This is a genomic window from Nitrosomonas aestuarii (assembly GCF_003046585.1).
Classification (GTDB): Bacteria; Pseudomonadota; Gammaproteobacteria; order Burkholderiales; family Nitrosomonadaceae; genus Nitrosomonas; species Nitrosomonas aestuarii.
In genome coordinates this window covers 222462-233818 of the sequence record NZ_QAAE01000003.1, presented here as the reverse complement: position 1 = coordinate 233818, position 11357 = coordinate 222462, and the positions used below count along the sequence as shown (strand labels likewise).

Annotated in this window: 13 protein-coding genes; all 13 read right to left on the bottom strand. The window is 40.5% G+C overall.

What is annotated here, in order from left to right; translation table 11 throughout:
• Nucleotides 1–22: 22 nt before the first annotated feature.
• The 13 genes from nagZ to rpoE all read right to left on the bottom strand — a co-directional run bounded on the left by nagZ (nucleotide 23) and on the right by rpoE (nucleotide 11212).
• Complete coding sequence (gene nagZ / locus C8R11_RS04245) at nucleotides 23–1069, bottom strand: beta-N-acetylhexosaminidase (protein WP_107794615.1); 1047 nt, start codon at nucleotides 1067–1069, stop codon at nucleotides 23–25.
• A 1-nt stretch (nucleotide 1070) separates the two neighbouring features.
• Nucleotides 1071–1448 (bottom strand): holo-ACP synthase, encoded by a 378-nt coding sequence (gene acpS / locus C8R11_RS04240; protein WP_107794614.1) that lies wholly within the window; start codon nucleotides 1446–1448, stop codon nucleotides 1071–1073.
• Nucleotides 1445–2170, bottom strand: a complete 726-nt coding sequence (gene pdxJ / locus C8R11_RS04235) for a pyridoxine 5'-phosphate synthase (protein WP_090697265.1) — start codon at nucleotides 2168–2170, stop codon at nucleotides 1445–1447. Before pdxJ ends, acpS begins: the two co-directional genes overlap by 4 nt.
• A 113-nt stretch (nucleotides 2171–2283) precedes the next feature.
• Nucleotides 2284–3177: a GTPase Era gene (gene era, locus C8R11_RS04230; RefSeq protein ID WP_107794613.1), complete on the bottom strand. Its 894-nt coding sequence runs from the start codon at nucleotides 3175–3177 to the stop codon at nucleotides 2284–2286.
• Between the two features lie 71 nt (nucleotides 3178–3248).
• Nucleotides 3249–3941: a ribonuclease III gene (gene rnc, locus C8R11_RS04225; protein WP_107794612.1), complete on the bottom strand. Its 693-nt coding sequence runs from the start codon at nucleotides 3939–3941 to the stop codon at nucleotides 3249–3251.
• Between the two features lie 30 nt (nucleotides 3942–3971).
• On the bottom strand, nucleotides 3972–4349 hold the full coding sequence (locus tag C8R11_RS04220; RefSeq protein ID WP_107794611.1) for a DUF4845 domain-containing protein: 378 nt from the start codon (nucleotides 4347–4349) through the stop codon (nucleotides 3972–3974).
• Nucleotides 4350–4378: 29 nt separating this feature from the next.
• Entirely contained in the window at nucleotides 4379–5182 is an 804-nt protein-coding gene (gene lepB, locus C8R11_RS04215; protein WP_090697274.1) for a signal peptidase I, read from the bottom strand.
• Nucleotides 5183–5279: 97 nt separating this feature from the next.
• The gene (gene lepA / locus C8R11_RS04210) at nucleotides 5280–7073 is read right to left on the bottom strand and encodes a translation elongation factor 4 (protein WP_107794610.1); all 1794 of its coding nucleotides are present in this window, start codon (nucleotides 7071–7073) and stop codon (nucleotides 5280–5282) included.
• A 110-nt stretch (nucleotides 7074–7183) separates the two neighbouring features.
• Nucleotides 7184–7450 carry a glutaredoxin family protein gene (locus C8R11_RS04205; protein WP_107794609.1) on the bottom strand — a complete coding sequence of 89 codons (267 nt, stop codon included), beginning with the start codon at nucleotides 7448–7450 and terminating at the stop codon, nucleotides 7184–7186.
• Between the two features lie 13 nt (nucleotides 7451–7463).
• The gene (locus C8R11_RS04200) at nucleotides 7464–8870 is read right to left on the bottom strand and encodes a DegQ family serine endoprotease (protein WP_107794608.1); all 1407 of its coding nucleotides are present in this window, start codon (nucleotides 8868–8870) and stop codon (nucleotides 7464–7466) included.
• Nucleotides 8871–9055: 185 nt separating this feature from the next.
• Entirely contained in the window at nucleotides 9056–10042 is a 987-nt protein-coding gene (locus tag C8R11_RS04195) for a MucB/RseB C-terminal domain-containing protein (protein WP_107794607.1), read from the bottom strand.
• Nucleotides 10039–10611, bottom strand: a complete 573-nt coding sequence (locus C8R11_RS04190) for a sigma-E factor negative regulatory protein (RefSeq protein ID WP_107794606.1) — start codon at nucleotides 10609–10611, stop codon at nucleotides 10039–10041. Before C8R11_RS04190 ends, C8R11_RS04195 begins: the two co-directional genes overlap by 4 nt.
• A gap of 1 nt (nucleotide 10612) precedes the next feature.
• Nucleotides 10613–11212, bottom strand: coding sequence for an RNA polymerase sigma factor RpoE (gene rpoE / locus C8R11_RS04185; protein ID WP_090697286.1), 600 nt, complete (start codon nucleotides 11210–11212; stop codon nucleotides 10613–10615).
• Nucleotides 11213–11357: the final 145 nt, after the last annotated feature.

Here is an 11357-nt window from a genome sequence, read left to right as displayed (position 1 = left end):
CTGATGAAAACTCTGTCTATTTTCAAAAAGTTAATACTTCATTTGGATCGCCAATGGCGCTAATTTCACGAACTGCTTGGACATAAGTAGCATCTTCACGTAATTTTATCATTGAAGCAAAATGCTTCTTCCCATGCATATGCGCAAAACGTGCAAGACTGGCTGCAGAAGGATTCCATTGCAGTTTATCAAGCAACTCATCAGCTCCCTGTGAATTGTTGCATACCAGAATCATGTCACACCCGGCCTCAAGTGCGGCATTTGCCCGCACAACAATAGAATCAAAATGTGCAACACCCTGCATGCTCAGATCATCACTGAAAATGCAGCCCTCAAATCGCAGTTCTTCACGTAATATCGTTTGCAGCCATGTCCGGGAAAAACCTGCTGGCTTTTGATCGATTTGGGGATAAATAACATGTGCTGCCATAATTCCGGTTATACCATAATCAATCATGCGTACGAAAGGTATTAAATCATCCATTTCAATATCCGCATATCGGCGTCCATCGATAGACTTCTCTAGATGTGAATCTGCTTGTATAAAGCCATGTCCGGGAAAATGTTTGCCAACCGCTTGCATTCCGCCTGCTTTTAGCCCTAGTATTAAAGCGTGAGCAAGATCGGAAATTGCTTGAGGATTACGGTGAAATGCACGATCGCCGATAACACCACTTTGACCATGATCAACATCCAGCACCGGTGTGAAACTCAAATCAACACCACCGGTTATCAATTCGGTTGCCAGCACGTAACCTATCTGCTTGGACAGATGTTGTGCACGCTTTGGATACTTATCCCAGATCTTCCCAAGTTCTCGCATCGGCGGCAGCCGTGTAAAGTCGTTTTTAAAGCGCTGTACACGCCCGCCCTCATGATCAACTGCAATCAATAAATGCGGTGCCCTGATAGCTCTGATCTGTTGAGTCAGTAATGATAGTTGTTTAAACGAGGAGAAATTGCGCGAAAACAGAATAACGCCGCCCGTTAAAGGATGCTGCAATCGCCTTATATCCTCGTCAGTCAGACTGACACCAGTTAAATCGAGCATAATAGGGCCAAGCGACATATTATTTTTCCAAAATAACGAAGGCGCAGGCCATGTTCAATTCATCACTAATAGACAGATAATGACTGATGATGCCTTTTTCACTGATTAACTGGTCAAGTTTCGGGTGAAATTCAAAAAAAGGCTTACCCAACGCATCATGTGTTATCGTAATAAACTCAAGATTCACAGGATGGCGTAGCCCAGTGCCCATTGCTTTCGAAAGTGCTTCTTTGGCAGCGAACCTTCCAGCTAGAAACAGAACGGGTTTGCTACATTTTTGGTATTCATTCCATTCAGTATCTGTCAAGATTCGCCGTGCAAATTTTTCTCCATGTCTTTCCAATGATTGGGCAATTCTTGAAGGATCAACCAGATCTGTCCCAATACCGTAGATCATCTGACCGCCTCAAAAATAAGCCGTTTCATATCTTTAACCGCTTGTTCCAGGCCGGTAAAAATTGCACGTCCGATAATGGCATGGCCAATGTTTAATTCCGAAATACCGGGAATTGCCGCAATGGCTTGCACATTTTGATAATGTAACCCATGACCTGCATTAACTCTCAGATTCCGTTCGAGTCCATATGCAACAGCTTTTTTAATTTTCTCAAACTCACTCGTCTGCATGGCTGAAGTGATGGCATCCGCATAACCACCTGTATGAATTTCAATAGCTGGTGCACCCGCACTGAATGCCGCATCAATCTGTTCAGTATCCGCATTGATAAACAATGAAACACGTACTCCCGCATCGGTTAATTGACGACAAGCATGTTTGACTTGATTAAAATTTTTGACGACATCCAACCCTCCTTCTGTTGTAAGCTCTTCACGCCGTTCTGGCACAAGACAGATATCATGGGGCTTAATTCGCATTGCTATTTCGATCATTTCAGGCGTAACAGCGCTTTCCAAATTCATTCGCGTCGTGAGCAGGCCTCGCAGCTGTTCTACATCACGATCCTGAATATGTCGTCGATCTTCGCGCAAATGCAGTGTGATTGCATCGGCACCGGCTGATTCTGCAATAATTGCTGCTTCAACAGGACTTGGATATTCCGTGCCGCGTGCTTGCCTGAGTGTTGCTACATGATCAATATTGACGCCAAGTTCAACCATAATGTTCTATCCCGGACAAAATCGGATCAATCAGTTTTTTTATAATCATCTTCCGCAGTGTGCTATGTGAATTCTAGGTTGGTTGTTGTGTCATTTTTCGTTAGGTGGCAACGCTATTCATATCCAAGCTGCTTTAACACACTGGCATTATCAGCCCATCCACTTCTAACCTTTACCCACACTTGTAAAAATACTTTTTTTCCAAATGATTTTTCCATTTCTTTACGTGCTTGACTCGCAATTAACTTGAGTTTCTCACCATTTTTTCCAATGATAATAGCCTTTTGACCGGATTTATCAATCAAAATAGTTGCATAAATTTTGTACAATTTTTCAGTTTCGGAAAATTGATCGATAACAACACTCGTTGAATATGGGATCTCGTCACCCATTAAACGAAACAGTTTCTCACGTATCGACTCAGCAGCAATAAACCGCTCACTTTTGTCGGTTATCTCATCTGCACCATACAAAAAAGGGTTCTCTGGTATATGCGGACGAATTACGTCAAGCAGTGTCGACAATTGCGTTTGATTTTCCGCACTCACAGGGACCATGGCCGAAAAATTAGATTTTTTGGCCATTTTATCCAAAAAAGGTAATAATTGATTTTTATCAGTCAACCGGTCAGTTTTGTTCACAACGAGTATAGTCGGCACCGTTTGGGGTAATAAATTCAATACAAGCTGGTCTTGCTCATCGAAACACAGCGCTTCTATGACAAACAACACAACATCAACGTCCTGCAAGCTTTGCGACACAACTCGGTTCATTGCTGTATTCATTCGATTCTTATGCCGTGTCTGAAAACCCGGTGTATCCACAAAAACAAACTGAGTATTCTGGTCAGTCAAAATTCCATTGATACGATAACGCGTTGTTTGCGCTTTTCTGGATGTGATGCTGATTTTTTGCTGTATCAGGTTATTGAGCAGTGTCGATTTGCCAACATTCGGACGACCTACAATGGCAATATATCCAGTGTGAAAACGGATATCAGATAGCATGCTGAAAACAGATTACCATAAATTATATTTCTGTATACTCAGGTGAAAAAATTTAACTTGAATGATTATTACTAACCATCAACACAGGCCAGTTCATACGCTTTTTTTGCGGCCGCCTGCTCAGCGCTGCGGCGGCTAAAGCCTTCACCCGCAGTACGAATATTGAATTTGGGTATTACACATTCGACTTTAAATTTTTGCTGATGGGCTTTTCCGATGGTTGTGACAACTATATATTCTGGTAAATCCAGTTTCTGACTTTGCAATAATTCCTGCAACATCGTTTTTGGATCTTTCCCATGGGTGGAATGATCGATGGTGTCAAGTATAGGTGTATATAGCTTGGTAATAACTGCTTCTGCTTGGACAAAATTACTGTCCACGTAAATTGCACCAAAAACAGCTTCAAGCGCATCAGCCAGAATGGATGGTCGGCGATTGCCGCCGCTTTTTAATTCGCCCTCACCCAATCGAATCAATTCATCCATTTTCAGATAAAGCGCCAAATCAGATAAAGCTGTTTGATTAACCATACTTGCACGCAGACGAGATAACCGGCCTTCGGGTACCTCAATGAATTTTCTAAAAATCAATCCGGCAATTGCACAATTCAAAACACTGTCGCCTAAAAATTCAAGGCGCTCGTTATGCTTTAGACTATGGCTGCGGTGGGTTAACGCTTCGCCTAATAATTCAGCCCGAACAAACTGATAGCCAAGCCTGCTGCAGAACGAGTCAAGTATTGCTTCTCTGTTATTTTGCATACTTTTTAAATGATCTTGTTTTACGCAATGTCAGTTACTTTGTGTATTAAAATCGATAAGCAGAGAAATATTTGCGGCTAAGGGTATTTTCGCTGAATAATCCACGCTTAAAACTACCTCATTTCGATTCCGATTTCGAGTAATGTTAATATCTTTTGCAGTGACGGAAGTAATGTTATCGATTTGCGCGCGTTTACTAAAAGCAAGCCGTAATTGACTATGATGTACATTTTGCAGACTTGAATCATTAGCAATCGCAACTAAATTTTGCTTAATGGCAGCGTTCTCAATATAAACAGGGGCAACCTTCATGCCTAGTAATGCAAAAAGTACCAGCACCACCGACCACATCAACAGACCAGAAAGACTCAGTCCCAACTGTTTATAACGATACCCGTACAAGTCCATATGATAACCTCTCAAAAAATAGTGTTCAGTTACTGTATGCGCATGCCAATTCGATCAAAATCGCCAAAATTCCACCAAATCATAAACGCTTTCCCCACAATATTTTCCTCCGGTACAAAGCCCCAGTATCGGCTGTCACTACTGCTATCCCTGTTATCACCCAAAGTAAAATAGTTGTCAGGCGGAACTGTGCAGGTAAATCCGGTACGACTATATTGGCAGTTTTCGCGGAATGGAAACACACGCACACTCGAATATTGTAATCCATTGATTTCCTGATTCATTAAAATGGAATGATTGGTTTCTCCAAGATATTCTGCATATTTTTCCGAATAAATATAACCCAATCCGGGTTCCACGTATTTGTAATCACCCTCATATTCTTGCCTGACTATTTTATCGTTAACAAATAATTGCTTATTATGATAAGTAATAACATCACCCGGCACACCGACCACTCGTTTAATATAGTCTACGGCAGGATCCTCCGGGTAGCGAAACACCAAAACATCACCGGCTTTAGGGTTGTTCATGTCGATTATTTTTTTATTGATCACCGGTAATCGTATGCCATAGGTATATTTGTTGACCAAGATAAAGTCTCCAACAACCAATGTTGGTATCATCGAACCAGAAGGTATTTTGAACGGTTCGATGATAAATGACCGCAAACAAAACACAATCAAAATAATCGGGAAAAAACTTTTAGGGTATTCAATCCACCAAGGTTCTTCCTTATCAGGATCACGTTTATGGCGCAAGATAAAATAATCGAGAACCCAGACGGCGCCGGTAATTACCAGCAGACTAAATAAGATCAAGGGAAAGTTCATGAAATTACCTTTCTGAATTTACTGAATAATTTGTAAGCACCATCACATTTTCTTCGGGGAATAAATAAAGACTTATATTTGATAGGCTGCTGTATTTTTATTTTGTATCAGCTTGTAATATTGCTAAAAAAGCTTCTTGTGGAATTTCAACATTACCGACACGTTTCATTCTTTTTTTACCAGCTTTTTGCTTTTCCAGTAGTTTACGTTTCCGGCTAATATCGCCACCATAACATTTTGCCAAAACATTCTTACGTAGAGCCTTAACGCTTTCTCTAGCGATGATATGTGCGCCTATTGCAGCCTGCACAGCAATGTCAAACATCTGTCGGGGAATCAATTGACGCATTTTTTGCGCCAATTCACGGCCACGATACTGGCTGCTGCTGCGATGCACAATTAATGATAAGGCATCAACCTTGTCGCCATTGATCAATATATCCAGTTTAACCAGATCGGAAGCACGAAATTCCTTAAATTCATAATCGAGCGAGGCATAGCCACGACTTGTCGATTTAAGTCGATCAAAAAAATCCATTACGACTTCATTTAATGGCATTTCGTAAGTAAGCATAACCTGCTTGCCCATATATTGCATATTTTTCTGGATACCACGCTTGTTCACACATAATGTCATCACGGCGCCGACATATTCTTCCGGCACCAGAATGGTCGTGGTAATTATCGGTTCTCGAATTTCAGCAACTTTAGACAAATCGGGAATTCGGGATGGATTATCAATTTCTATAATTGTTTCATCGCGCATGAGTATCTGATAAACAACTGTCGGTGCCGTTGTAATCAAATCCATGTCATACTCTCTTTCAAGACGCTCTTGCACAATATCCATATGCAACAAGCCAAGAAAGCCGCAACGAAACCCGAACCCCAGCGCTTGTGATGTTTCAGGCTCAAACTGCAAGGAAGAATCATTAAGTTTTAGCTTTTCCAGAGCCGAGCGTAGCGCATCGTATTGATTCGATTCTATTGGATATAAACCGGCAAAGACCTGTGGTTTGATTTCTTTAAAACCCTTTAATGGTTTTTCTGCAGGATTATTGGCGAGTGTAACAGTATCACCTACCTTTGCCACATCAAGTTCTTTAATACCTGAAATTACAAAACCCACTTCGCCCGCACTCAAAGAATTCCGGCTCAGTAATTTTGGTATGAATACACCTACCTGTTCGCAAAGTTGAGTTACTTTGCTAGCCATAAGCAGCATTTTATCGCCTGGTTTAAGCGTGCCATCCATAATGCGCACTAAAATCACGACACCCACATAATTATCGAACCAGGAGTCGATAATTAATGCTTTTAATGGTGCCTCTGGATCTCCGACAGGCGCAGGAATCCGGAAAACAAGTGCCTCTAACACATCTGCTATACCAACACCTGTTTTAGCGCTGACCTGAAGTGCATTCTGAGCATCAATCCCGATAACATCTTCAATATTTTCGATCACTCTTTCGGGATCTGCCGCTGGTAAATCTATTTTATTTAATACAGGTACAACTTCAACGCCTTGTTCTATGGCAGTATAGCAGTTTGCAACAGTTTGGGCTTCTACGCCTTGTGACGCATCAACGACCAGTAAGGCACCTTCGCATGCGGCCAGTGATCGAGAAACTTCATATGAAAAATCAACATGCCCTGGCGTATCAATTAAATTGAGCAAGTACGTTTCACCATCTTTTGCCTTATACTGCAACGCTACAGTCTGCGCCTTGATGGTAATACCTCTTTCACGTTCCAGATCCATAGAATCCAGAACCTGGTCTTCCATTTCTCGTTCCGTTAGGCCACCGCAAAATTGAATAATACGATCAGCCAGTGTAGATTTTCCATGATCGATATGCGCGATAATTGAGAAGTTACGAATATGCTGCATTAAGTTTTAATAAATGATGGTCTGAGCTGTTAAATTTAGACTATTAAAATTCTGGAAACCAGCGATGAATACGCTAAGTAACCAGAGTTATCTGAGTCAGAGGCAGCATTCTAACGAATTTTTGCGAGATAATCATCCAGAGCTGCTAAATCAAGATAATAATGGCAAATCTCTTTTTGATCAGAAAGCGACATCAGGACAGGCACTTTATCATTAAACCTAACCCTGAGATCTGGATCTGTATCAATATCAATAACTTGAAAATCAAACGTTATTTGTTCCTGTCGTTTTTGCAAGTCAACGATCATTTGATTACAAAGATGACACTCCTCACGACCAAAGACTACCAGCGCACATACTTCATCGGACTTTGTCATCACTTGTACTCTATCAATCGTTATCTTTTAATTTCATTGTAATAAAAGTTGTCAAATCATCCCGTTTGATCAGCAGAGCAATATTCCGACCTTCTTTTACTTGATCAAGTAATTGATTGAATTGTTTTGCACTTTTAACATCTTTACTGTTAAAGCCAAGTATGATATCACCTTTGCGGATACCGGATTGACCGGCAATCCCTGGTTCCACATGCTCGACCAGCAAACCATTTTCTATATCCATCTGCTTTTTCTGTTGACTCGTTAATTCACCCAACACAAGTCCAAGCCGATTCGACTCGCTGGTTTTTTTATTTTGTTTTTTTTGTGCGTTTTGATCGGATTCGTCCCTTGGAATTTCACCCACTGTTAATTGAATATTCTTCACTGAGCCATCCCGCCAGACCTTAACGGTAATCTTGGAGTCAGGTGCAGTATTACCGACTATACGCGGTAAGTCTGCAGAAGCTTCAACTTCTTGAGCATTAAAACTAAGAATAATATCGCGGGCTTTGATACCGGCCGTGTCAGCCGGCCCATCTTTTTCTACCGATACAACCAGTGCACCACGGGTATCAGACAAGCCGAATGAATCAGCCAATTCTTTAGTAACCTCCTGTATCATCACGCCAATTCTTCCACGACGAACAATGCCTGAGATTTTAAGTTGATTTGCAATATCGGTCGCAACATTGATCGGTATTGCAAACGACAAACCCATAAAGCCACCTGTACGGCTATAAATTTGCGAGTTAATCCCAACCACTTCTCCACTCATATTGAATAATGGTCCACCCGAATTACCTGGATTAATGGCAACGTCCGTTTGAATAAATGGGACATAATTTTCCTGTGCAAGCGATCTTCCTTTTGCGCTCACGATACCAGCCGTCACACTATTTTCAAATCCAAACGGAGAGCCAATCGCCACAACCCATTCACCTACTCGGAGTTCATCAGGATCTCCCTGATTGACTTTTGGCAGATCTTCAGCTTCAATTTTAATCAGCGCAATATCAGTTTTTTTATCAGTACCGATCACTTCACCGACAAATTCACGTTTATCATTCAACTTGACTGTTATTTCATCAGCGGCTTCAACAACATGCGCATTAGTCAAGATGTAACCATCGGAACTGATAATAAAACCAGAACCCATAGACCTGGGCTCAGATCTTCTGGGCGCAGAAAAAGGCTCCATATGTCGCCTGAAAAACTCATAAAATGGTGAGTCTTTAGGAATATTTGGCAATTCCGGGAAAAACTGCGCTACGGCATCTTGCTGTGATTGAATGGTACTGATGTTAACTACGGTAGCCCCATACTTATCCACAAGACCTGTAAAATCTGGAAGTTCTCTGACCTGCGCAGAAACATTTGATGAAAAAACAAATAACAGAACTAACATGAAATGACGCATTATTCTTATCCTCAGCATACCAATCCTAAACATCCTAAACAAACATATTTATATAAAAAAGCTTTGCTATACCCTCGAATCTTCTAGTCACGGTTTATTCTTGTGGGGTATATCCCGTCAATAAAAAAGCGCTTACAAGCGCAATTAAATGTATTTAATATCTCTCGTTCAATTCATCAATTGAGTTATTGGAGGCGTACGGCATCTCCAATCAATTTAATTGTATTTAGAGGTACTTCCCCAACCGTGGTTATTTTATTATTATCCAGTTCACGCACATATATATTGATAGCTCCACGGCTAGAATAAAAACCGGGAACGGGCGATGACGTATCCTTTATTACTGGTTCAATAAATACCGATACAGAGGCCAATTCATCAGATAAAACAATATGGTCGACCATCAAGCTTTTTCCAACCAGATTACGTTTCATTTCAGCAACTTTCTTAAATCCAGAGGGCAATTTATCCAAACGCCATGCCAGTTCACCTTCATCTAACAACACAGTTGACAAATTAATTGTTTTCCAATTCTTTGTGGCTTTGATGGATGAATCAGGATCTAATATACTGGCGTCAATTTCGCCATCAATCTCAATCTGTGCAAAGGCAAACTGTTCGATAATGTTCTCTTTATCCATTACCGCCGCTTTAAGCAGCAAGCCGCTATCAACATGTATCCAGAATTTGTACCCATAACGCAAATTATCTTTTGGTACAAGCATCAATATCTGACCATCATATCCTGCTACACGTTCTTGTTTTTTGATTTGAATATTATAGTTTTCTTTAATTCTTTCAGATGGTTGCGGCAACAAATCTGGGAAAAATTTCCTAAACCAGCGTTTTTCTGTATAAATTTTTTTACTATCCGGTAGATAACACTTCATTTCATCGTTATTACGAAAAACAATACGTGTCGAACCATCAAGAACCTCAATTTTTTCAAATTCCCCTTCATGATCCACTTTATGTGTTACCTGAGAGGATTCCATATAATTATCAGCATAGTATACAAACGTACCTGAATAATTATACTGTCGCGGCGCGGTTGCAACTTTTTGTAACCAATCAAACGCCTTGTCAGAAGATTGCGGCTGGCTCTCAGCAATGACTGTCTGAAACGCAGATACTAGCAATAATAGGAGAATTGGCAATATATGGTTTTTCATTTACCATATTTTTTATGGTTGTCATGAAAATCGGTTACTGGATATATGTAAACTGATTGCTCATGTACTGCTCTACCCGGCGCAAATTCATTATGAAAGAATAGATAGTTATTCATATTTTCAACAGGTATATGTGAATACGAAACAGCTCTTGATGGATGAGAAACCAACACGGGTGTCATTGGTTGATCTGTTTCGGTTTGGATTTTCGAGTGATCAACTACCATTATCGGTTGAGATTCCTGATATACATTATGCATCACAAGCCATGCCGAAACCATTGCGACCACTGATGCGGCAGTTGCAAATGCAAATACTTTAGTCTTATTACTTCCTGATGCTGATTTGATTGGACTAAATACCGTAGGTTCGGAATCGAGTTGAAGTCGAACGCGTTGTGTAAAATTTGTTGACAGCGTTGTTGATGATTGTCTTAAGATATCACCGATCAAGTGATAGGTATCCCAATCGTTTTGTAATTCATTTTTCCTGTTAAGCGTTTGTATTGTTTTTTTTGCATCCTGATTATTAAGTTCACCGTCCATTAATTCGGATACTTTATTTTTCACTTTACCACCTCTTATCTTTGCTGGTACCCAGTAGTGGGCGTAATTTCTCAGATATTGCCTCACGCGCCCGAAAAATGCGTGAACGTACAGTACCTATGGGACAATCCATGATAGTTGAAATCTCCTCATAACTTAGTCCTTCAATCTCTCGTAACATAATTGCAGTTCGTAATTCTTCGGGCAATTCCTCTAAAGTTTGATTTACTGTTTGAGCAATCTGTTTACTCATCAGTTCACTTTCAGGGGTATGCATTTCACGCAAAAAACCACCTTCTTCAAAATTTTCAGCGTCTTCGCTATCAATACCCTGTAATGTTGGTGCTTTCCTTCCTTGTGAAACCAAGTAATTTTTAGCAGTATTAATGCCGATTCGATACAACCAGGTGTAAAATGCACTGTCGCCCCGAAAAGAAGGTAATGCCCTGTAAGCTTTGATAAAAGCTTCTTGAGCCACATCTTCGACTTCAGCCGGATCACGCACAAATTGCGACAACAAACGGGTTAACTTGCGTTGATATTTGATAACCAATAAATCAAACGCATGCTTATCACCATTTTGTACACGTTCCACCAATTGTTGATCGACTTCCCGATCACCCATACTACTTGATCCTTAAGCATTTAAATTGAGAAAAACTACTAATCACTTTTATGGCTATGATTAATGCCTGCCAGATCAAGTATACCTATTCAGAGGGTTCACGGGAACCAATAAGCTACAATTATTAAAGACATCATATAAAACA

What these genes read in the sequence shown, in the direction of transcription:
- C8R11_RS04195 (WP_107794607.1), bottom strand. Translation starts at nt 10,042, where the DNA reads ATGAAAAACCATATATTGCCAATTCTCCTATTATTGCTAGTATCTGCG.
- rnc (WP_107794612.1), bottom strand. Translation starts at nt 3,941, where the DNA reads ATGCAAAATAACAGAGAAGCAATACTTGACTCGTTCTGCAGCAGGCTT.
- C8R11_RS04205 (WP_107794609.1), bottom strand. Translation starts at nt 7,450, where the DNA reads ATGACAAAGTCCGATGAAGTATGTGCGCTGGTAGTCTTTGGTCGTGAG.
- rpoE (WP_090697286.1), bottom strand. Translation starts at nt 11,212, where the DNA reads ATGGGTGATCGGGAAGTCGATCAACAATTGGTGGAACGTGTACAAAAT.
- nagZ (WP_107794615.1), bottom strand. Translation starts at nt 1,069, where the DNA reads ATGTCGCTTGGCCCTATTATGCTCGATTTAACTGGTGTCAGTCTGACT.
- pdxJ (WP_090697265.1), bottom strand. Translation starts at nt 2,170, where the DNA reads ATGGTTGAACTTGGCGTCAATATTGATCATGTAGCAACACTCAGGCAA.
- acpS (WP_107794614.1), bottom strand. Translation starts at nt 1,448, where the DNA reads ATGATCTACGGTATTGGGACAGATCTGGTTGATCCTTCAAGAATTGCC.
- lepB (WP_090697274.1), bottom strand. Translation starts at nt 5,182, where the DNA reads ATGAACTTTCCCTTGATCTTATTTAGTCTGCTGGTAATTACCGGCGCC.
- lepA (WP_107794610.1), bottom strand. Translation starts at nt 7,073, where the DNA reads ATGCAGCATATTCGTAACTTCTCAATTATCGCGCATATCGATCATGGA.
- era (WP_107794613.1), bottom strand. Translation starts at nt 3,177, where the DNA reads ATGCTATCTGATATCCGTTTTCACACTGGATATATTGCCATTGTAGGT.
- C8R11_RS04220 (WP_107794611.1), bottom strand. Translation starts at nt 4,349, where the DNA reads ATGGACTTGTACGGGTATCGTTATAAACAGTTGGGACTGAGTCTTTCT.
- C8R11_RS04200 (WP_107794608.1), bottom strand. Translation starts at nt 8,870, where the DNA reads ATGCGTCATTTCATGTTAGTTCTGTTATTTGTTTTTTCATCAAATGTT.